Here is a 21,628-nt window from a genome sequence, read left to right as displayed (position 1 = left end):
CCCCAGGGCGGCCCCATCGACTACGCGCACCCGCGCCGCCAGTCCACCGCGCCCCCGCCGCCCCCTCCGGCCGCGCCGCCCGCCCAGCCGGGGCAGCCCGCCCAGCCCGTCGCCGGGGACGCGACCGGCTGGTCCATGGACGAGCGGCTCTACAACCAGGTGTGGGGCATGTTCGAGGACATGGCCCGGGCCGTCGCCGCGTACCGCAGCGCCGTCGACTTCGCCGAGTCCAGGATGGACCAGGAGCTGGAGCGGACCTTGTCCGACCCGCGCAGCCGCATCGGCGGTGCGGGCGACCGGGCCCGTGAGGAGGCCCGCGCCAAGCGCGACGAGCTGACCGGCCGGGCCCGCGAGTCGCTGGACCGCGACCTCGCCCAGCTCGCCGCCGAGTCCGCCGTCGTGGAACCCGCGCTCCCCGCCGCCTACGCGGGCTGGGACAACCCCGTCTGGCACGGCTACCGCGTGCCGATGGAGATCCCCATGGCCCTGCGGATCGGCGACCTCCGGCTGCCCGAGAGCACCGGCCTGCGCATCCCGCTGCTCGTCCGGCTGCCGCTGGAGCGGGGCATGTGGATCGACAGCGGGCGTACGGCGTCCGAGGCCGCCGCGCTGACCGACCCGGAGCAGCTGGGCCGGCTCGCCATGGAGAGCGCGGTACTGCACGCCGCCCGGCTGCTGGCCGTCTACCCGCCGAACGATTTCTCGGTCCACGTCATCGACCCGGCCGGTTCGGCCGCCGGTGCGCTCGCCCCGCTCGTCCGCTCCGGGGTCCTCGCGGCGCCGCCCGCGTCCGGGGCCCAGGGGGTCTCCTCGGTCCTCGCCCACCTCACCCGGCGTGTCGACCTGGTGCAGATGGCGGTCAGGGCCGGTGCCGCCGACTCGCTGCCGCCCGACCTGGACCCGGCCGAGCAGCTGCTGATCGTCAACGACTTCCCGCACGGCTTCGACGACCGCGCGGTCACCCAGCTGCGCTACCTCGCCGACGAGGGGCCCTCCGTCGGCGTCCACCTCATGATGGTCGCCGACCGGCAGGAGGCATCCGGGTACGGCCCGGTCCTCGACCCGTTGTGGCGCTCGCTGCTGAGGGTCACCCCGGTCGCCGACGATCACCTGGCAGACCCCTGGGTCGGTCACGCGTGGACGTACGAACCGCTGCGGACGCCGCCGGGCAGCGCGGTCCTCGACCAGGTGCTGGCCCAGGTGGCCAACGCCCGCCGCACCGGACACCGCTGAGCCCCCACGCAGATCACCCCCTGCGGCAGCACCCCCGCACTCGCCCCCCACCTGCTCTTTTGGAGATTTTTTAGACTCCCCTTTACCTTCTCTTGGGAATTCCTGTACCGTTCATGGGGCGGAGGGGAGTACTCCCATACGCGGCGTTCCCGTCAGTACGGACCGTGACCGGTCCCGGGGCGCCGGCCCGGACGCGCATCCCGTGCGCCCGGGTGGAAGAGACCTCCGGCAGCGACGACGCTGATCAGTAGCCCGTAGCGAACTGCCGGAGGCGCAGTGGACGTTTCATGGACCCTCTGGGCGCTGACCATCACTGGTCTGTGCGCCCTCATCGCCGTCGACTTCTTCATCGGGCGCAAGCCCCATGACGTGTCGACCAAGGAGGCCGGGATCTGGACGGTCGTCTGGATCGCGCTGGCCGCCCTGTTCGGGCTCGGGCTGCTCGTCTTCGGCGACAGCCAGGCATCGGGCGAGTTCTTCGCGGGCTTCATCACCGAGAAGTCGCTGAGCGTCGACAACCTCTTCGTCTTCGTGCTGATCATGGCGAAGTTCTCGGTGCCCTCCCACCTCCAGCAGCGGGTGCTGCTCGTCGGCGTCCTGATCGCACTGGTGCTGCGGGCGGCCTTCATCGCCGCCGGCGCCGCGGTCATCGCCAACTTCTCGTGGGTCTTCTACATCTTCGGCGCGTTCCTGATCTACACCGCCTGGAAGCTCATCCAGGAGGCGCGGGCCGACGAGGAGGAAGAGGAGTTCGAGGAGAACCGCCTCCTCAAGAACATCGAGCGCCGCTTCGGCGTCGCCGACCGGTACCACGGCACCAAGCTGTTCATCCGCAACAACGGCAAGCGCGTCCTGACCCCCCTGATGGTCGTCATGCTCGCCATCGGCACCACCGACGTGCTGTTCGCGCTGGACTCCATACCGGCGATCTTCGGGCTGACCCAGGACCCGTACATCGTCTTCACCGCCAACGCCTTCGCCCTGATGGGGCTGCGCCAGCTGTACTTCCTGATCGGCGGCCTGCTCAAGAAGCTGGTCCACCTCAGCTACGGGTTGTCGGTGATCCTCGGCTTCATCGGCGTCAAGCTCGTGCTGCACGCCCTGCACGAGTCCGGGGTGCACGTCCCCGAGATCTCGATCCCGCTCTCGCTCGGCGTCATCTGCGGGGTGCTCGTCATCACCACGATCACCAGCCTGATCGCCAACAAGAAACAGGCCGAGGCCGAGGAGCGGAAGCGGACGGAGAAAACCCAGGACCTCGTCTAGGGGGGCGTCCTCACCAGCCGCGGGTGCGCCACTCGGGCAGATGGGGCCGTTCGTCGCCCAGTGTGGTGTCGCCCCCGTGGCCCGGGTAGACCCAGGTCTCGTCCGGCAGCGGTGCGAACAGCTTGGTCTCCACGTCGTGCAGCAGGCTCGCGAACGCCTCGGGGTCCTTGTGCGTGTTGCCGACCCCGCCGGGGAAGAGGCAGTCCCCGGTGAACAGGTGCGGCGCCCCGTGCGGGTCGTCGTAGAGCAGTGCGATCGAGCCCGGGGTGTGGCCGGTCAGGTGGCGGGCGGTCAGCGCCACCTGACCTACCCGGACCGTGTCGCCGTCCTCGACGAGCACCTCCGTCGGCACCTCGATGCCCTCGGCGTCGAACCGCCCGGCGTAGGTGCGCGCCCCGGTCGCCGCGACCACCTCGGCCAGTGCCTGCCAGTGGTCGCGGTGCCGGTGGGTGGTGACGACCGAGACGATCGAGTCGTCACCGATCAGCCGCAGCAGAGTCCCGGCGTCGTTGGCCGCGTCGATCAGCAGCTGCTCGCCGGTGGCCCGGCAGCGCAGCAGATAGGCGTTGTTGTCCATCGGGCCGACGGCGACCTTGGAGATCATCAGATCCGTCAGTTCGTGCACGTCCGCAGGCCCGCCGACCCTGACCGCTCCGCTGTACGTCATGTTCTTCAGCCTATAGCGGGGGCAGCGCCGGAAGGGTGCCGCCGTCCACCGTCAGTGCCGAGCCGTCGCGCCGCCCGCTGAGCCAGCCCAGCAGCTCGCAGGCGGTGCCCCGGACGCCGACCGGCCCGCCCTGTGCGCCGCCGCCGGTCGTCCGGACGCGTCCGGTCCCGTCGGCCAGCCCCGTAGACACGACATCCGGGTGCCCGGCGAACCGCTCGGCCAGGAAGTCGATCTCCCGCGCGGTGAACTCGTCCGGCAGGTCCTCCAGCTCGTAGCCCACGTTCAGGTCGACGTGGTGCAGCTCGACCTCGATGCGGCGGCGGAAGGGAATCCGGGAGGCCGAATCCGTCACACCGTTGCGCAGGGTCACCGTGCGCGACCAGTCAGCCGGGGCGGCCGCCGCCGCCATGAAGCGGGCCGCGCTTTCGGCCAGATCGGCCAGCTGCTCCGCCTGCGGCCGGGGGGCGTCCCGCTCGATGTCGCGGTCGCGGGTTTCGCTGTCTGCGTACATGGGCCGGCCCTGGAGAACATTTACGAGTGCGTCGGCGTTACGAGAGAGGTGCGCGACGACATGACCGCGGCTCCAGCCGGGCAGCCGTGACGCTTCGGCCAGTGCGGCGTCGTCCAGTTTCGCCGTGGCGCTGAGCAGCCGATCGGTCGCTTCACGCAGTGCTGCCAGGTCGTGCGCATGATCAGTCATGGGGCCGAGCCTAGCCTCGGCCACTCGTTCGGGTGAAGGAGTCATCAGCCGTCCGCAATTCGAATGTGCGTGCTATACGCTCGGAGTCGAAAGCTCCGTACACCGCTGTGGCGCCCCCCATAACCTGGGCCAGGGGCTCAGTTCCCCCGCTTCTCTCTAGAAAGGTGCGGACCGGCGTGGCCGACCGTCTCATCGTCCGTGGCGCTCGCGAGCACAACCTCAAGAACGTCTCGCTCGACCTCCCCCGCGACTCCCTCATCGTCTTCACCGGGCTCTCCGGGTCGGGCAAGTCGTCGCTCGCGTTCGACACGATCTTCGCCGAGGGCCAGCGGCGCTACGTGGAGTCCCTCTCCTCGTACGCCCGGCAGTTCCTCGGCCAGATGGACAAGCCGGACGTCGATTTCATCGAGGGCCTGTCGCCCGCCGTCTCCATCGACCAGAAGTCGACCTCGCGCAACCCCCGCTCCACGGTCGGCACCATCACCGAGGTCTACGACTACCTCCGGCTGCTCTTCGCCAGGATCGGCAAGCCGCACTGCCCCGAGTGCCACCGCCCCATCTCGCGCCAGTCGCCGCAGGCCATCGTGGACAAGGTCCTCGGCCTGCCCGAGGGCAGCCGCTTCCAGGTGCTCTCGCCGCTGGTGCGCGAGCGCAAGGGCGAGTTCGTCGACCTGTTCTCCGACCTCCAGACCAAGGGGTACAGCCGTGCCAGGGTCGACGGCGCGACCATCCAGCTCTCCGAGCCGCCCACGCTCAAGAAGCAGGAGAAGCACATCATCGAGGTGGTCATCGACCGCCTCACCGTGAAGGACAGCGCCAAGCGCCGGCTGACGGACTCCGTCGAGACCGCGCTGGGCCTCTCCGGCGGCATGGTCGTGCTCGACTTCGTCGACCTCCCCGAGGACGACCCCGAGCGCGAGCGGATGTACTCCGAGCACCTGTACTGCCCGTACGACGACCTCTCCTTCGAGGAGCTGGAGCCGCGCTCCTTCTCCTTCAACTCGCCCTTCGGTGCCTGCCCCGACTGCACCGGCATCGGCACGCGGATGGAGGTCGACCCGGAGCTGATCGTCCCCGACGAGGAGAAGTCCCTCGACGAGGGCGCGATCCACCCCTGGTCGCACGGCCACACCAAGGAGTACTTCGGCCGCCAGATCAACGCGCTGGCCCAGGCCCTCGGCTTCCGCACGGACATCCCCTGGGCGGGGCTGCCGCAGCGCGCCAAGAAGGCCCTGCTGCACGGTCACAAGATCCAGACCGAGGTCCGCTACCGCAACCGCTACGGGCGCGAGCGCGCCTACACCACGCCGTCCTTCGAGGGCGCCGTCCAGTTCGTCAAGCGGCGGCACTCCGAGGCCGAGAGCGACTCCAGCAGGGAGCGCTTCGAGGGCTACATGCGCGAGGTGCCCTGCCCGACCTGTGAGGGCACCAGGCTCAAGCCGATCGTCCTCGCGGTCACCGTGATGGAGAAGTCCATCGCCCAGGTCGCCGCGATGTCGATCAGCGAGTGCGCCGAATTCCTCGGCCGCCTCAAGCTGAACGCCCGCGACAAGAAGATCGCCGAGCGGGTGCTCAAGGAGGTCAACGAGCGGCTGAAGTTCCTGGTCGACGTGGGCCTGGACTACCTCTCGCTGAACCGCGCGGCGGGCACCCTGTCCGGCGGCGAGGCCCAGCGCATCCGGCTCGCCACCCAGATCGGCTCCGGCCTCGTCGGCGTGCTGTACGTGCTGGACGAGCCCTCCATCGGGCTGCACCAGCGTGACAACCACCGGCTGATCGAGACCCTGGTTCGCCTGCGCGACATGGGCAACACGCTCATCGTCGTGGAGCACGACGAGGACACCATCAAGGTCGCCGACTGGGTGGTCGACATCGGCCCCGGCGCCGGTGAGCACGGCGGCAAGGTGGTCCACTCCGGATCGCTCAAGGAACTGCTCGCCAACGACAAGTCGGTCACCGGCCAGTACCTGACCGGCAAGAAGTCGATCCCCGTGCCCGACGTCCGGCGCCCCGTGGACCCGGCGCGGCTGCTCACGGTGCACGGCGCCCGGGAGAACAACCTCCAGGACATCGACGTCTCCTTCCCCCTCGGCGTGCTGACCGCCGTCACCGGCGTCTCGGGCTCCGGCAAGTCGACGCTGGTCAACGACATCCTCTACACCCACCTGGCCCGCGAGCTGAACGGCGCCAAGTCGGTGCCCGGCCGGCACACCCGGGTCGACGGGGACGACCTCGTCGACAAGGTGGTGCACGTCGACCAGTCGCCCATCGGCCGTACGCCCCGGTCCAACCCGGCCACGTACACCGGCGTCTTCGACCACGTCCGCAGGCTGTTCGCCGAGACGATGGAGGCCAAGGTCCGCGGCTATCTGCCGGGCCGGTTCTCCTTCAACGTCAAGGGCGGCCGCTGCGAGAACTGCTCCGGCGACGGCACGATCAAGATCGAGATGAACTTCCTGCCCGACGTGTACGTCCCGTGCGAGGTCTGCCACGGAGCGCGCTACAACCGGGAGACCCTGGAGGTCCACTACAAGGGCAAGTCCATCGCCGAGGTGCTGGACATGCCGATCGAGGAGGGCCTGGAGTTCTTCGAGGCCGTCCCGACCATCGCCCGCCACCTGCGCACACTCAACGAGGTCGGCCTCGGATACGTGCGGCTCGGCCAGTCCGCGCCGACGCTCTCCGGCGGTGAGGCCCAGCGGGTCAAGCTCGCCAGCGAGCTCCAGAAGCGCTCCACCGGCCGCACGGTCTACGTCCTGGACGAGCCGACCACCGGTCTGCACTTCGAGGACATCTCCAAGCTGATCAAGGTGCTCTCCGGCCTGGTCGACAAGGGCAACTCGGTGATCGTCATCGAGCACAACCTCGACGTCATCAAGACCGCCGACTGGGTCGTGGACATGGGCCCCGAGGGGGGCAACGGCGGCGGCCTGGTCATCGCCGAGGGCACCCCGGAGTACGTGGCCGGCGTCCCCGCCAGCCACACCGGCAAGTTCCTCCAGGACATCCTGGACGCGGACCGGGTCAGCGAGGCGGCCGTCCCGGCGGCCCGCAAGCCGGCCAGGAAGACGCCGGCCAGGAAGGCGGCCGCCGCGAAGACGCCGGCGAAGGCGACGTCGGCCAAGGCGACGGCGAAGAAGCCCGCCGCCAAGAAGACGGGCCGCGCCCCCAAGGTCTGACAGCGGGACGACACGCCGGGTCCGGCACCGGCACGGCGCGATACGAGGCGGCGGCCCCCTCCCCGGGGGTCGCCGCCTCGCCGTGACCCCGCCCCGACCAGGCGCGACCGGGCAGGACCGGCCCGCGCGCAGGCCCGTCCTTCTCCGCCGGTATCGTCGGTTACGTCACCAGTGCCGCCGCCGCCCCGGGCAGCTCCGGCACGGCCTTCCGCTCTGCCCCTTCTGTCGCTTCGACCCGTGGAGACCGCATGTCCGGCCAGCCCGCCGCCCGCCGCACCGTGCTGAAGGGCGCCGCCCTCGCGGGCGTCGCCGGGCTGGGAGCGGCCGCCTGCTCGACCGACTCGAAGCTCGGCCACGCCCAGACGCCGACCCCCACCGCCCCCGTCGAGCTCGGCGCCCCGGACGAGGTCCCGGTCGGCGAGTCCAAGCTCTACCGCGAGCAGCGCGTCATCGTCACCTGCCCGGCCAAGGGGCAGTACAAGGCATTCAGCGCCCAGTGCACCCACGCCGGCTGCCTGCTGGACAAGGTCGAGAAGAACGAGGGCCACTGCCCCTGCCACGGCAGCCTCTTCGACACGACGACCGGCAAGGCCGTGCACGGCCCCGCGACCGTGCCGCTGCCCTCCGTCCCGGTCCGCGTCGAGGGCGGAAAGCTGATCGCGGGCCCCGACGCCTGACCCGCCGGGACCGGGTCCCGGCCCGCCGCCGCCCCTACTCCCAGTCCCAGTCGATCCCGACCAGCCCCGGCCGCACCCCCTGCTCCACCAGGTGCACGGTCCGGTGCCGGCCGGTGAGCGTGAGATCCGCCCGCGCGCCCCGGGGCGCGTTCGCCGACACCTGGGCGAAGCTGCGGCACCGTACCGGCAGCGCCTCCTCGTCGAAGCCGACCTGGAGCACGTACTGCCCGCCGCCGAAGGTGAAGCCGCGCAGGTACTCGCCGCACGGCCCTCCCGTACCGTCCTCGAAGCCGTAGCCGAAGAGGTACGTGTCGCCCGCCCGCAGCCGAGTGTCGAAGAGGAGTTCGGCGACCAGCACCCCCGTCTCCCGGTCCCAGCGGACCCGGCCCGTGCGGCAGTTCTCCCGCGCGCTCACCGTCACCCGCCCCGGATCGCAGCCCTGGTCCCCGATGTACACGGCGAGATAGCGGTCGATGCCGTCGCGGTGGGCGCGTACCACGTGCTGGGAGTCGCGGTACTGCATCTGACGGCCCGGCCCGATCCGTACCCGCTCCTGATGGCCCACCGTGTGCAGCCCGCCGTCCGCCGGTGACTCCATGCCCGCGAGCAGCCGTTCCACCGCCCCGGACGCCTCCATCAGCGAGCGGTACGTGCGGGCAGGCGGGCGGTCGGCGTCCGGGCGGGGCTCCCCGGCGTCCAGCAGCCCGAGCAGCGAGTTGACGGGCAGCCCGAGCACTTCCTCCAGCGCCTTCACGGCCCGCAGCGACTCCGGGCGCTGCGGGCGGCGGGCGCCCTGCTGCCAGTAGCTCAGGCTGGTCACCCCGACCTTGACCCCGCGATGCGCCAGATGGTGCTGGACCCGCTGGAGCGGCAGCCCGCGCACCGAGAACGCGGTGCGCAGGGCCAGGTGGAACGGTCCGGTGTGCAGCACCTGCGCCAGTTCGGCCTCGGTGTGCTGCATGGGTCCTCCAGGTGAACGTTCACGCCGGCCGGGCACGGGGCCGCGCCGGCGGGTGCCGGATCGCAGGTGGTCAGGGGGGCGCGTTCACGCCGGGGCCCCGGGCATTCACACCGCGGTGTTCACCCGCATTGAAGCGTGTTGACCCGTTCCCGACAACGGTTGATGCTCCTCCACAGCGTCCGGACGCGCTCCTTGGACCCCCACCCCCCGCCCCGGGAGGAACGCCATGCGCAACCGAAGAATCCGGCCGGCGCGGCTGTCGGTGACAGCCGTTCTCGCCGCCGTCCTGCTCGCCGCACCCACGGTGACCGCCACCGCCGCCGACCAGCCCCGCACCGCCACCGCCGCGGTCCAGGGCCATCCGGCGGCCGCCGCGGCCCCCGACCGGGCCGCCACCGCCCCGACGGCCGCACTCGCCGCCACCAAGCGGCTGGACATCACCATGCAGGCGCAGCAGAAGACCAACTGGTGCTGGGCCGCGTCCGGCAACACCGTCGCCACCTGGTTCGGCCGCAACTACACCCAGAACCAGTTCTGCAACGCCGCCTTCGGCCGCGCCCAGGGCTACGAGTGCCCCAACTCGCAGGCCGCCCTCGACAACGTCCAGAACGCTCTGTACTGGGCCGGCATCAACCCCGGCTCGTACGTCAGCGGCTGGCTGCGCTACCCCACCGTGCAGGCCGAGATAGCCGCCGGACGGCCGGTGGAGACCCGCATCCAGTGGTCCTCGGGCGGCGGCCACATGCACGTCCTGTACGGATACGACGACGCGAACAGCCTCGTCTACTGGGGCGACCCCTGGCCGTCCAGCAACCGCTACAACTGGGCCTCGCACGCCTGGTACGTGAACAACAGCGAGTTCTCCTGGACCCACTCGCTCTACCGGATCGGGGCGTGACGGCATGACCTCCACCAGTTCCCCCGCCCGTTCGTACCGCGCCCGCCCCCTGGCCGCCTGCGGTCTGCTGGCCGGCGCCGCCCTGCTCACCGTCGCCCCGCAGGCGGCCGCCGCCACCGGGCCCTCCGCCACCCCCGCCGCCCTGGCCGCCGCCCACGACGCGGCCACCGACGCCACGACCCTGGACACCCTGTCCCGGTTCTTCGCCCGGGAGGGCGCCGTCAGCAAGGCGGCGGCCGCACCCCGCATCGAGGGCGCCGCCGTGCCGGTGCGCACCCTGTCCGCCGGCTTCGTCGCGGGCGAACCCGGAGCCCCCATCGCCTCACTGGACTACCTGGCCAGCACCGCGGTCTCCTCGGACGGGCAGAAGGCATCCCTGTGGACGCTGCCCGAGCCGGGCAAGGACGGCAGCTGGCAGGTGGTGAACATCGCCACCGGGGACGACGAGGCCCGGTACACCGCGGCGGGCGCCCGCAAGCTGCCCGGCGGCATCGTCTTCCACGAGCCCCAGATCGACGCCTGGTACGTCCAGAAGGGGAGCAGGGTCCTCCCGCTCGACCAGGACGCCGTCCGGGCGGTCGGCAGGCAGGGTACGACCGTGTCCGCCTACCGCACCCGGGTGCGGGCCGCCTACGCCGACAAGCTCCCCGGCTCCGCATACGCCCGCAAGGGCGAGGCCGGCGGCTACGGGCCCGCCGAGGCGGAAACCGCCCCCGCGAAGCGGTCCGGGCCCGCCATCGCCGCGGGCGGCGGCACGGGCACGGCCCTGACCGCGGGCTCCACCGCGGCCGCCGGAGGAGCCGTCGCCGCCCTCGCGCTGTGCGGCGTCACCGCCCTGCGCCTGCGCAACCGCCGCAGGACCGGATGAGGCACACCTCATGACCCCGCGCTCCGGGACAGGTGACCCCACCCCTGCCCCGGAGCGCGGCGACATCCGGGCACCCCGCGCTGTCACTGCCCGCAAGTAGGGTGGGAGACATGGCAGACCCCTCCAGCTACCGCCCCAAGCCGGGACAGATCCCCGACTCCCCGGGGGTCTACAAATTCCGCGACGAACACCGCCGGGTGATCTACGTCGGGAAGGCCAAGAGCCTGCGCCAGCGCCTGGCCAACTACTTCCAGGACCTCTCCGGCCTCCACCCGCGCACGCGCACGATGGTGACCACGGCCGCCTCCGTGGAGTGGACCGTCGTCGCCACCGAGGTCGAGGCGCTCCAGCTCGAGTACTCCTGGATCAAGGAGTACGACCCCCGGTTCAACGTCAAGTACCGCGACGACAAGAGCTACCCCTACCTCGCGGTCACGCTGAACGAGGAGTTCCCCCGGGTCCAGGTGATGCGCGGCGCCAAGAAGAAGGGCGTGCGCTACTTCGGCCCGTACGGGCACGCCTGGGCGATCCGCGAGACCGTCGACCTGATGCTCCGGGTCTTCCCCGTCCGCACGTGCTCCGCGGGCGTCTTCAAGAACGCCGCGCGCACCGGCCGCCCCTGCCTCCTCGGCTACATCGGCAAGTGCTCGGCCCCCTGCGTCGGCCGCGTCACCCCCGAGGAGCACCGCGAACTGGCCGACGACTTCTGCGACTTCATGGCCGGCCGCACCGGCACGTACATCCGCCGCCTGGAGAAGGACATGATGGCGGCGGCCGAGGAGATGGAGTACGAGCGGGCCGCGCGCCTGCGCGACGACGTCGAGGCGCTCAAGCGGGCCATGGAGAAGAGCGCCGTCGTCCTCGCCGACGCCACCGACGCCGACCTCATCGCGGTCGCCGAGGACGAGCTGGAGGCGGCCGTCCAGATCTTCCACGTGCGCGGCGGCCGGGTGCGCGGCCAGCGCGGCTGGGTCACCGACAAGGTGGAGAACGTCGACACCTCCGGCCTCGTGGAGCACGCCCTCCAGCAGCTGTACGGCGAGGAGAGCGGCGACGCCGTCCCCAAGGAGGTCCTGGTCCCGGCCCTGCCCGAGGACCCCGAGGCCGTCTCCCAGTGGCTCGCGGACCGGCGCGGTTCCCAGGTCAGCCTGCGCATCCCGCAGCGCGGCGACAAGAAGGACCTGATGGTCACGGTCCAGCGCAACGCCCAGCAGGCCCTCGGGCTGCACAAGACCAAGCGCGCCTCCGACCTCACCACCCGCTCCCGGGCCCTGGAGGAGATCGCCGAGGCCCTGGGCCTGGACACCGCCCCGCTGCGCATCGAGTGCTTCGACATCTCCCACCTCCAGGGCGAGGACGTCGTGGCCTCCATGGTCGTCTTCGAGGACGGGCTGGCCCGCAAGGGGGAGTACCGCCGCTTCCAGATCAAGGGCTTCGAGGGCCAGGACGACGTCCGCTCGATGCACGAGGTGATCAGCCGCCGCTTCCGCCGCTACCTCCACGAGAAGGAGCGCACGGGGGAGTGGGAGGAGACCGGGGCCCCCACGGGCCCGGCTCCCACCGGCCCCGTACCGGCGTCCACCGGCCCCGTACCGGCGCCCACCGGCCCCGTACCGGCGTCCACCGGCCCCGTACCGGCGTCCGCCGAGCCGGCCGCCGACGGGTCCCGCGAGGACGACGGCCGGCCCAAGCGGTTCGCGTACCCGCCGCAGCTCCTCGTGGTCGACGGCGGGCAGCCGCAGGTCGCCGCCGCCAAGCGGGCCCTGGACGAGCTGGGCATCGACGACATCGCCGTCTGCGGCCTCGCCAAGCGCCTCGAAGAGGTCTGGCTGCCCGATGACGACGACCCGGTGGTCCTGCCCCGCTCCAGCGAGGGGCTGTACCTCCTCCAGCGCATCCGCGACGAGGCCCACCGCTTCGCCATCACCTACCAGCGCGCCAAGCGGGCCAAGCGAATCCGCTCCAGCCCCCTGGACGCCGTCGCCGGTCTCGGCGACACCCGCAAGCAGGCCCTGATCAAGCATTTCGGCTCCGTGAAGAAGCTCCGGCAGGCGACAATCGAAGAGATCTGCGAGGTCCCGGGGATAGGCCGCAGGACGGCGGAATCAGTGGCCGTCGCCCTCGCGGCGACCGCCCCGGCCGCACCCGCCGTGAACACGGCCACAGGAGAGATCATGGAAGAGGACGACGGGGGCAGCACGACATGACTGACCACGAACATGAACACGGGCACGACCGCACAGACCGAGCAGACGGAGCAGCACACGTGAGTACGGGCACCTCGACCGAATCGGGTGACAGCGCGGCCGCCATCCCCGAACTGGTGATCATCTCCGGCATGTCCGGCGCCGGCCGCAGCACCGCCGCCAAGTGCCTGGAGGACCTCGGCTGGTTCGTCGTGGACAACCTGCCGCCCGCGCTGATCCCCACCATGGTGGAGCTCGGCGCCCGCTCCCAGGGCAACGTGGCGCGGATCGCCGTCGTCGTGGACGTGCGCGGCCGCCGCTTCTTCGACAACCTGCGCGAATCCCTCGCCGTCCTGGACGCCAAGGGCGTCACCCGCCGGGTGGTCTTCCTGGAGTCCTCCGACGACGCGCTGGTCCGCCGCTTCGAGTCGGTCCGCCGCCCGCACCCCCTCCAGGGCGACGGCCGCATCGTCGACGGCATCGCCGCCGAGCGCGACCTGCTCCGCGAGCTGCGCGGCGACGCGGATCTGGTGATCGACACCTCCAGCCTCAACGTCCACGAGCTGCGCGCCAAGATGGACGCCCAGTTCGCCGGCGACGAGGAACCGGAGCTGCGCGCCACCGTGATGTCGTTCGGCTTCAAGTACGGCCTGCCGGTCGACGCCGACCTGGTGGTGGACTGCCGCTTCCTGCCCAACCCGCACTGGGTCCCGGAGCTGCGCCCCTTCACCGGGCTCAACGAGGAGGTCTCCTCCTACGTCTTCGACCAGCCGGGTGCCAAGGAGTTCCTCAACCAGTACACCGAGCTGCTCCAGCTCGTCGCCGCGGGCTACCGCCGCGAGGGCAAGCGCTACGTGACCATCGCCGTCGGCTGCACGGGCGGCAAGCACCGCTCGGTGGCCATGTCCGAGAAGCTGGCGGCCCGGCTCGCCACCGAGGGGATCGAGACCGTGCTCGTACACAGGGACATGGGGCGCGAGTGACCAGTCGCAATCTGCGCCTGCGCCGGCTGCGCGGCGCCACGCCCGCGTTCGCCGTGCGCAAGCGCGGCGCCCAGCCCAAGGTCGTCGCGCTCGGCGGCGGCATGGGCCTGTCCGCCTCCCTCACCGCGCTGCGGCGGATCACCGGCGACCTGACCGCCGTGGTCACCGTCGCCGACGACGGAGGCTCCAGCGGGCGGCTCCGCGAGGAGCTGGGCGTCCTCCCGCCCGGCGACCTGCGCAAGGCGCTGGCCGCCCTGTGCGGCGACGACGAGTGGGGCCAGACCTGGGCGCAGGTCATCCAGCACCGCTTCCAGTCCAAGGGCGACCTGCACGAGCACGCGGTCGGCAATCTGCTGATCGTCGCCCTGTGGGAACAGCTCGGCGACCACGTCCAGGCCCTGGACCTGGTCGGCAAGCTCCTCGGCGCGCACGGCCGGGTGCTGCCCATGTCCGCCGTGCCGCTGGAGCTCCAGGCCCTCGTCAAGGGCCACGACCCCGAACGCCCGGACGACGTGGACACCGTGCGCGGCCAGGCCACCGTCGCCCTCACCCCGGGCGAGGTGCAGTCCGTGCACCTGGTCCCGGCCGACCCGCCGGCCGTCCCCGAGGCGGTCGCCGCCGTACGGGACGCGGACTGGGTGGTCCTCGGCCCGGGCTCCTGGTTCTCCTCGGTCATCCCGCATCTGCTCGTCCCCGAACTGCTGGACGCGCTGATCGAGACGAAGGCCCGCAAGGTCCTCTCACTGAACCTCGCGCCGCAGCCCGGTGAAACAGATGGCTTCTCACCGCAGCGTCATTTGGAGGTTTTGGGACGACACGCCCCTAAACTCGCCCTGGACGTGGTGCTGGCCGACGAGGCCGCCGTGCCCGACCGCGAATCTCTCGCCGACGCAGCCAAACGGCTCGGCGCCGCGGTCGAGCTGGCGCCCGTGGCCTCACCCGACGGCGTTCCGATCCATGATCCGGAGCTGTTGGCCGCCGCGTACGACCGTATTTTTCGGATGCATGGAAGGATCGGCCCATGGCGATGACGCCGGCGGTGAAGGACGAAGTCTCTCGGCTTCCCGTGACCCGGACCTGCTGCAGGAAGGCAGAGGTGTCGGCGATTCTTCGGTTCGCGGGTGGACTCCACCTGGTGAGCGGCCGGATCGTGATCGAGGCGGAGCTGGACACCGCGATGGCGGCGCGCCGGCTGAAGCGGGACATCCTGGAGATCTTCGGGCACAGCTCGGAGCTGATCGTGATGGCCCCCGGCGGCCTGCGGCGCGGCTCGCGCTACGTCGTACGGGTGGTGGCGGGCGGCGACCAGCTGGCGCGCCAGACGGGCCTGGTCGACGGCCGGGGCCGCCCCATCCGCGGCCTGCCCCCGCAGGTGGTCTCGGGGGCCACCTGCGACGCCGAGGCCGCCTGGCGCGGGGCCTTCCTGGCGCACGGCTCGCTCACCGAACCGGGCCGCTCCTCCTCGCTGGAGGTGACCTGCCCGGGCCCGGAGGCCGCGCTCGCGCTGGTCGGTGCCGCCCGCCGGCTCTCCATCGCGGCGAAGGCCCGCGAGGTGCGCGGCGTGGACCGGGTCGTCGTCCGCGACGGCGACGCGATCGGCGCCCTGCTCACCCGGCTCGGCGCCCACGAATCGGTGCTGGCCTGGGAGGAGCGGCGGATGCGGCGCGAGGTCCGCGCCACCGCCAACCGCCTCGCCAACTTCGACGACGCGAACCTGCGCCGCTCGGCCCGGGCCGCGGTCGCCGCGGGCGCCCGGGTGGGGCGCGCGCTGGAGATCCTGGGCGAGGAGGTCCCCGAGCACCTGGCGGCGGCCGGCCGGCTGCGCATGGAGCACAAGCAGGCATCCCTGGAGGAGCTGGGCGCGCTCGCCGACCCGCCGCTCACCAAGGACGCGGTCGCGGGCCGCATCCGGCGGCTCCTGGCGATGGCCGACAAGCGGGCCCAGGACCTGGGCATCCCCGGCACGGAATCCACTCTCAGCGAAGAGCTGGCCGACGGCCTGGTCGGCTGATCCGCGCCCCCGGCCCGCCCGCCGCGGCGGGAACGGCCCCCGCACCCGCGGGCGTTGACGCTGCGTAATCGTCGCGGAGGGCGGGGGAGATCAACGGAAAGCTCGTACTCCTACTGGGGAGTACGGGCTTTCCGCGGTCTTCCGGCCGTGCTCGATGTCACCCCGACGGCTTCGGAGAGGTAGGGTCGTAGGCGGTCGGGGACATCCCATACAACTCGCCGGCGTCGAAAACCGGCGTACCTAACGAGGAGATCGGTTCGTGACGATCCGCGTAGGCATCAACGGCTTTGGCCGCATCGGTCGTAACTACTTCCGCGCGCTGCTGGAGCAGGGTGCGGACATCGAGATCGTGGCTGTCAACGACCTGGGTGACACTGCGACCACGGCCCACCTGCTGAAGTACGACACCATCCTGGGTCGCCTCAAGGCAGAGGTCAGCCACACCGCCGACACCATCACCGTCGACGGCCACACCATCAAGGTGCTCTCCGAGCGCAACCCGGCCGACATCCCCTGGGGTGAGCTGGGCGTCGACATCGTCATCGAGTCGACCGGCATCTTCACCAAGAAGGCCGACGCCGCGAAGCACATCGCCGGTGGCGCGAAGAAGGTCCTCATCTCGGCTCCGGCCAAGGAGGAGGACATCACCATCGTCATGGGCGTCAACCAGGACAAGTACGACGCGGCCAACCACCACGTCATCTCCAACGCGTCCTGCACGACCAACTGTGTCGCCCCGATGGCCAAGGTTCTCGACGAGAACTTCGGCATCGTCAAGGGCCTCATGACGACGGTCCACGCGTACACCAACGACCAGCGCATCCTGGACTTCCCGCACTCGGACCTGCGCCGCGCCCGCGCCGCCGCCGAGAACATCATCCCGACCACGACCGGTGCCGCCAAGGCCACCGCTCTGGTCCTGCCGCAGCTCAAGGGCAAGCTCGACGGCATCGCGATGCGCGTCCCGGTCCCGACCGGTTCCGCCACCGACCTCGTCGTGACCCTCCAGCGCGAGGTCACCAAGGACGAGGTCAACGCCGCGTTCAAGAAGGCCGCCGACGACGGCGACCTGAAGGGCTTCCTGACGTACACCGAGGACCCGATCGTCTCCTCGGACATCGTCGGTGACCCGTCGTCCTGCACCTTCGACTCCTCCCTGACCATGGTCCAGGAGGGCAACACGGTGAAGATCCTCGGCTGGTACGACAACGAGTGGGGCTACTCCAACCGCCTCGTCGACCTGACCGTCTTCGTCGGCGGCCAGCTCTGACCGGCGCCGAACCGGCAGGCATCTCGATGTGAGCACGGGGCTCGAACAGCGCAACGCCGCGCCGTTCGAGCCCCCTCGCATGCTCCCTCGTCCTCCAAGGAGTCCAGACAGATGAAGACGATCGACGCACTTCTCGCCGAAGGGGTCGCCGGCAAGCGGGTATTCGTCCGCGCCGACCTCAACGTGCCGCTGAGCGGCACCACCATCACCGACGACGGCCGCATCCGCGCCGTCACCCCGACCGTCCGGAAGCTGGCCGAGGCCGGCGCCCGGGTCGTCGTCGCCTCGCACCTGGGCCGCCCCAAGGGCGCCCCGGACCCGGCGTTCTCGCTGGCCCCCGCCGCCACCCGGCTCGGTGAACTGCTCGGCACCGACGTGGCCTTCGCGACCGACACGGTCGGCGAGTCCGCCCGCGCCACCGTCGCCGCGCTCACCGACGGCCAGGTCGCCGTCATCGAGAACCTCCGCTTCAACCCCGGCGAGACCTCCAAGGACGACGCCGAGCGCGGCGCCTTCGCCGACCAGCTGGCCGAACTCGCCGACCTCTACGTGGGCGACGGCTTCGGCGCCGTCCACCGCAAGCACGCCTCGGTCTTCGACCTCCCGGCCCGCCTCCCGCACGCCGCCGGCGACCTGATCGCCACCGAGGTCGGCGTACTGAAGAAGCTCACCGACGACGTGCAGCGCCCGTACGCGGTCGTGCTCGGCGGCGCCAAGGTCTCCGACAAGCTCGGCGTCATCGACCACCTGCTGGAGCGGGCCGACCGCATCCTCATCGGCGGCGGCATGGCGTACACCTTCCTCAAGGCCCAGGGCCACGAGGTCGGCAGCTCGCTGCTCCAGGAGGACCAGATCCCGGCGGTGCGCGAGTACCTGCGGCGCGCCGAGGAGAAGGGCGTGGAGTTCGTGCTCCCCGTCGACGTCGTGGTCGCCCCCGCGTTCCCCGACCTCAAGACCAAGGCCCCGGCCGACCCCTCCACCGTCGCCGCCGACGCCATGCCGGCCGGGCAGATGGGTCTGGACAACGGCCCGGAGACCAACAAGCTCTACGCATCGAAGCTCGCCGACGCGGCCACCGTCTTCTGGAACGGCCCGATGGGCGTCTTCGAGCACCCCGACTTCGCCGAGGGCACCCGGGCCGTCGCCCAGGCCCTCGTCGACTCCTCGGGCTTCAGCGTGGTCGGCGGTGGCGACTCCGCCGCGGCCGTCCGCATTCTGGGCTTCGACGAGAACGCGTTCGGACACATCTCGACCGGTGGCGGCGCCAGCCTCGAATACCTCGAAGGCAAGACGCTTCCCGGCCTCGCCGCTCTGGAGGACTGACCTTTCATGACCACCCGCACCCCGCTGATGGCGGGCAACTGGAAGATGAACCTCAACCACCTCGAGGCCATCGCCCACGTCCAGAAGCTCGCCTTCGCCCTGGCCGACAAGGACTACGACGCCGTAGAGGTCGCCGTCCTGCCGCCCTTCACCGACCTGCGCTCCGTGCAGACGCTGGTCGACGGCGACAAGCTGAAGATCAAGTACGGCGCCCAGGACATCTCGGCGCACGACTCCGGCGCGTACACCGGTGAGATCTCCGGCCCCATGCTCGCCAAGCTGAAGTGCGCCTTCGTCGCCGTCGGCCACAGCGAGCGCCGCCAGTACCACGGCGAGAACGACGAGGTCTGCAACGCCAAGGTGAAGGCCGCCTTCAAGCACGGCCTGACCCCGATCCTGTGCGTCGGCGAGGGCCTGGACGTCCGCAAGGCCGGCGAGCAGGTCGCGTACACCCTCGCGCAGCTCGACGGCGCCCTGAAGGACATCCCGGCCGAGCAGGCCGAGACCATCGTGGTCGCCTACGAGCCGGTCTGGGCCATCGGCACCGGCGAGGTCGCCACCCCCGAGGACGCGCAGGAGGTCTGCGGTGCGATCCGCGGCCGCCTCGCCGAGCTGTACTCGCAGGAGCTGGCCGACGCGGTCCGCATCCAGTACGGCGGCTCGGTGAAGTCCGGCAACGTGGCCGCGATCATGGCCCAGCCCGACGTCGACGGCGCACTGATCGGCGGCGCGGCGCTGGACGCCGACGAGTTCGTCAAGATCGTCCGCTTCCGCGACCAGTGAGTATGCGGTAGCGCGGATCCGTCGTACCCTTGCGGGGGCCGGGGAGGGCAGCCTCCCGGCCCCCGTTGTTCGCACATGCAGTCAGGATTTCCGGAAAGTAGGGACCAGCCGTGATTTTGGGGTTCGAGATCGCCCTGATCGTCTTCAGCCTGCTGCTGATGCTGCTGGTGCTGATGCACAAGGGCAAGGGCGGCGGTCTCTCCGACATGTTCGGTGGCGGCATGCAGTCGTCCGTCGGCGGCTCCTCGGTCGCCGAGCGCAACCTCGACCGGATCACCGTCGTGGTCGGTCTGGGCTGGTTCGCGTGCATCGTGGTGCTTGGTCTGCTCATCAAGCTGGACAACTGACCCGTCGTACGCGATTCCCGGTGACGGTGTAACTCCTTTCACTGGACGCGCGTTGGGCCTTACGTAGACTGGGGCATCTTCGAGCACCATCACGCAGGGAGTTACGACCGTGGCAAGTGGCAACGCGATCCGGGGAAGCCGGGTCGGAGCGGGGCCGATGGGGGAGGCCGAGCGCGGCGAGTCCGCGCCACGGCTCCGCATCTCCTTCTGGTGCTCGAACGGGCACGAGACGCAGCCGAGCTTCGCCCATGACGCGCAGGTACCGGAGACCTGGGACTGCCCGCGCTGCGGTTTCCCGGCCGGCCAGGACCGGGACAGCCCGCCCGACCCGCCGCGCACCGAGCCGTACAAGACGCACCTCGCGTACGTGCGCGAGCGGCGCAGCGACGCGGACGGCGAGGCCATCCTCGCCGAAGCCCTCGCGAAACTCCGCGGCGAGATCTGAATCGTTCACCGGCCGGACACCCCACGGGTGCCCGGCCGGAATGCTTTCGTGCCGCAGCCCGCCGCCGTCACGTCCGGCCGCCTGATCAATTAGGTTGGAGGGGCAGCGGGGAACTGCGGTTACGAGAGAAGTGGGCTGATGTCCGGGATGAACGCAACAAGCCGTACCAGGCTCAACCAGACGCCGGAATGGGCGGCGCTGGGCAAGCACCGTGAGCAGCTCGGGGCGACCCATCTGCGCCAGCTGTTCGCGGACGACCCGGCGCGCGGCACCGGGTACACCCTGCGGGTCGGCGACCTGTACCTCGACTACTCCAAACACCTGGTCACCGACGAGACGCTGGCGCTGCTGCGCGAGCTCGCCGTCGCCACCGACGTCGCCGGGCTGCGCGACGCCATGTTCCGCGGCGACAAGATCAACACCACCGAGGACCGCGCCGTCCTGCACACCGCGCTGCGCGCCCCGCGGGACGCCGTGATCGAGGTCGACGGCGAGAACGTGGTGCCGGCCGTGCACGCGGTGCTCGACAAGATGGCGGCCTTCTCCGACCGCGTCAGGTCAAAGGAGTGGACCGGTCACACCGGCAAGCCGATCAAGAACATCGTCAACATCGGCATCGGCGGCTCCGACCTGGGCCCCGCCATGGCGTACGAGGCGCTGCGCTCCTTCACGGACCGCTCGCTCACCTTCCGCTTCGTCTCCAACGTGGACGGCGCCGACCTGCACGAGGCCGTGCGCGACCTCGACCCGGCCGAGACGCTGTTCATCATCGCCTCGAAGACCTTCACCACGATCGAGACGATCACCAACGCCACCTCCGCCCGCGACTGGCTGCTGACCGGGCTGAGGGCCGGTCAGGACGCGGTGGCCAAGCACTTCGTGGCGCTGTCGACCAACGCGGACAAGGTCGCGGACTTCGGTATCGACACGGCCAACATGTTCGAGTTCTGGGACTGGGTCGGCGGCCGTTACTCCTACGACTCCGCCATCGGGCTCTCCCTGATGATCGCCATCGGCCCGGACCGGTTCCGCGAGATGCTCGACGGCTTCCACCTCGTAGACGAGCACTTCCGCACCGCCCCCGCCGAGGAGAACGCCCCGCTGCTCCTCGGCCTGCTGGGCGTCTGGTACGGCGCGTTCTTCGACGCCCAGTCGCACGCGGTGCTGCCCTACAGCCACTACCTGTCCAAGTTCACGGCGTACCTCCAGCAGCTGGACATGGAGTCCAACGGCAAGTCCGTGGACCGGGACGGCAATCCGGTCGACTGGCAGACCGGGCCGGTCGTCTGGGGCACCCCCGGCACCAACGGGCAGCACGCCTACTACCAGCTGATCCACCAGGGAACGAAGGTCATCCCGGCCGACTTCATCGGCTTCGCCCAGCCGGTCGAGGACCTGCTGCCCGGCCTGGTCGCCCAGCACGACCTGCTGATGGCCAACTTCTTCGCCCAGACCCAGGCCCTCGCCTTCGGCAAGACGCCGGACGAGGTGCGCGCCGAGGGCGTCCCCGAGGAGCTGGTGGCGCACAAGACGTTCCGGGGCAACCACCCGACGACGACGATCCTCGCCGACCGGCTGACCCCGTCCGTGCTCGGCCAGCTGATCGCCCTGTACGAGCACAAGGTCTTCGTCCAAGGCGCGATCTGGAACATCGACTCCTTCGACCAGTGGGGCGTCGAGCTCGGCAAGGTCCTCGCCAAGAAGATCGAGCCCGTGCTGACCGAGGGCCAGGGGGCCGAGAGCGAGGGCGCCGAGCAGCTGGACAGCTCGACCGCCGCGCTCGTCTCCGCCTACCGCGAGCTGCGCGGCCGCTGAGAACCCGCTGGGCCCG

The 21,628-nt window shown here is 70.9% G+C and carries 18 protein-coding genes and 1 pseudogene; 16 read left to right on the top strand and 3 right to left on the bottom strand.

Annotated features, from left to right (window positions below; genetic code table 11):
- Positions 1–1,233 (top strand): annotated as a pseudogene (locus E6R18_RS24495) (export associated protein); the annotation flags it as partial.
- A 276-nt stretch (positions 1,234–1,509) separates the two neighbouring features.
- The gene (locus tag E6R18_RS24490) at positions 1,510–2,499 is read left to right on the top strand and encodes a TerC family protein (RefSeq protein WP_136319063.1); all 990 of its coding nucleotides are present in this window, start codon (positions 1,510–1,512) and stop codon (positions 2,497–2,499) included.
- A gap of 10 nt (positions 2,500–2,509) precedes the next feature.
- Here the strand turns inward: E6R18_RS24490 and E6R18_RS24485 are convergent, their stop codons facing one another.
- Together E6R18_RS24485 and E6R18_RS24480 are read right to left on the bottom strand one after the other, a co-directional pair.
- Positions 2,510–3,166 carry an MBL fold metallo-hydrolase gene (locus E6R18_RS24485; protein ID WP_136319062.1) on the bottom strand — a complete coding sequence of 219 codons (657 nt, stop codon included), beginning with the start codon at positions 3,164–3,166 and terminating at the stop codon, positions 2,510–2,512.
- A gap of 10 nt (positions 3,167–3,176) precedes the next feature.
- Positions 3,177–3,866: a maleylpyruvate isomerase family mycothiol-dependent enzyme gene (locus tag E6R18_RS24480; RefSeq protein WP_136319061.1), complete on the bottom strand. Its 690-nt coding sequence runs from the start codon at positions 3,864–3,866 to the stop codon at positions 3,177–3,179.
- A 176-nt stretch (positions 3,867–4,042) separates the two neighbouring features.
- Here E6R18_RS24480 and uvrA point away from each other — a divergent pair, with 176 nt between their 5' ends.
- Together uvrA and E6R18_RS24470 are read left to right on the top strand one after the other, a co-directional pair.
- Positions 4,043–7,045: an excinuclease ABC subunit UvrA gene (gene uvrA / locus E6R18_RS24475; RefSeq protein WP_136319060.1), complete on the top strand. Its 3,003-nt coding sequence runs from the start codon at positions 4,043–4,045 to the stop codon at positions 7,043–7,045.
- A gap of 248 nt (positions 7,046–7,293) precedes the next feature.
- Positions 7,294–7,722, top strand: a complete 429-nt coding sequence (locus tag E6R18_RS24470; protein ID WP_136319059.1) for a Rieske (2Fe-2S) protein — start codon at positions 7,294–7,296, stop codon at positions 7,720–7,722.
- 34 nt (positions 7,723–7,756) lie between these two features.
- On the opposite strand, the gene E6R18_RS24465 is transcribed toward E6R18_RS24470, so the two are convergent.
- On the bottom strand, positions 7,757–8,683 hold the full coding sequence (locus tag E6R18_RS24465) for a hypothetical protein (RefSeq protein WP_136319058.1): 927 nt from the start codon (positions 8,681–8,683) through the stop codon (positions 7,757–7,759).
- A 226-nt stretch (positions 8,684–8,909) separates the two neighbouring features.
- On the opposite strand from E6R18_RS24465, the gene E6R18_RS24460 reads away from it, so the two are divergent.
- The 12 genes from E6R18_RS24460 (at position 8,910) to pgi (ending at position 21,612) form a co-directional block, all read left to right on the top strand.
- Complete coding sequence (locus tag E6R18_RS24460) at positions 8,910–9,581, top strand: papain-like cysteine protease family protein (RefSeq protein WP_136319057.1); 672 nt, start codon at positions 8,910–8,912, stop codon at positions 9,579–9,581.
- 4 nt (positions 9,582–9,585) lie between these two features.
- Complete coding sequence (locus E6R18_RS24455; protein WP_136319056.1) at positions 9,586–10,449, top strand: hypothetical protein; 864 nt, start codon at positions 9,586–9,588, stop codon at positions 10,447–10,449.
- A 110-nt stretch (positions 10,450–10,559) separates the two neighbouring features.
- On the top strand, positions 10,560–12,656 hold the full coding sequence (gene uvrC / locus E6R18_RS24450) for an excinuclease ABC subunit UvrC (protein WP_136319055.1): 2,097 nt from the start codon (positions 10,560–10,562) through the stop codon (positions 12,654–12,656).
- A complete protein-coding gene (rapZ, locus tag E6R18_RS24445) occupies positions 12,653–13,618 on the top strand; it encodes an RNase adapter RapZ (protein WP_136319054.1) in 966 nt (321 codons plus the stop codon). Before uvrC ends, rapZ begins: the two co-directional genes overlap by 4 nt.
- A complete protein-coding gene (gene yvcK, locus E6R18_RS24440) occupies positions 13,615–14,649 on the top strand; it encodes a uridine diphosphate-N-acetylglucosamine-binding protein YvcK (RefSeq protein ID WP_136319053.1) in 1,035 nt (344 codons plus the stop codon). The genes rapZ and yvcK overlap by 4 nt, the downstream gene beginning before the upstream one ends.
- On the top strand, positions 14,640–15,629 hold the full coding sequence (gene whiA, locus E6R18_RS24435; protein ID WP_018104603.1) for a DNA-binding protein WhiA: 990 nt from the start codon (positions 14,640–14,642) through the stop codon (positions 15,627–15,629). The genes yvcK and whiA overlap by 10 nt, the downstream gene beginning before the upstream one ends.
- Positions 15,630–15,888: 259 nt before the next feature.
- Positions 15,889–16,899, top strand: a complete 1,011-nt coding sequence (gene gap, locus E6R18_RS24430; protein WP_136207019.1) for a type I glyceraldehyde-3-phosphate dehydrogenase — start codon at positions 15,889–15,891, stop codon at positions 16,897–16,899.
- 111 nt (positions 16,900–17,010) lie between these two features.
- Positions 17,011–18,222, top strand: coding sequence for a phosphoglycerate kinase (locus E6R18_RS24425; protein ID WP_136319052.1), 1,212 nt, complete (start codon positions 17,011–17,013; stop codon positions 18,220–18,222).
- A gap of 6 nt (positions 18,223–18,228) precedes the next feature.
- Positions 18,229–19,005 (top strand): triose-phosphate isomerase, encoded by a 777-nt coding sequence (gene tpiA, locus E6R18_RS24420; RefSeq protein ID WP_136319051.1) that lies wholly within the window; start codon positions 18,229–18,231, stop codon positions 19,003–19,005.
- A gap of 110 nt (positions 19,006–19,115) precedes the next feature.
- Positions 19,116–19,352 (top strand): preprotein translocase subunit SecG, encoded by a 237-nt coding sequence (gene secG, locus E6R18_RS24415; protein ID WP_018104607.1) that lies wholly within the window; start codon positions 19,116–19,118, stop codon positions 19,350–19,352.
- Between the two features lie 109 nt (positions 19,353–19,461).
- A complete protein-coding gene (locus E6R18_RS24410; protein ID WP_136207022.1) occupies positions 19,462–19,797 on the top strand; it encodes an RNA polymerase-binding protein RbpA in 336 nt (111 codons plus the stop codon).
- A 147-nt stretch (positions 19,798–19,944) separates the two neighbouring features.
- Positions 19,945–21,612 (top strand): glucose-6-phosphate isomerase, encoded by a 1,668-nt coding sequence (gene pgi, locus E6R18_RS24405; RefSeq protein ID WP_136319050.1) that lies wholly within the window; start codon positions 19,945–19,947, stop codon positions 21,610–21,612.
- Positions 21,613–21,628 lie beyond the last annotated feature (16 nt).

This window comes from Streptomyces sp. A1277 (assembly GCF_004795015.1).
GTDB lineage: Bacteria > Actinomycetota > Actinomycetes > Streptomycetales > Streptomycetaceae > Streptomyces.
This window is presented reverse-complemented; position numbering and strand designations above follow the sequence as displayed.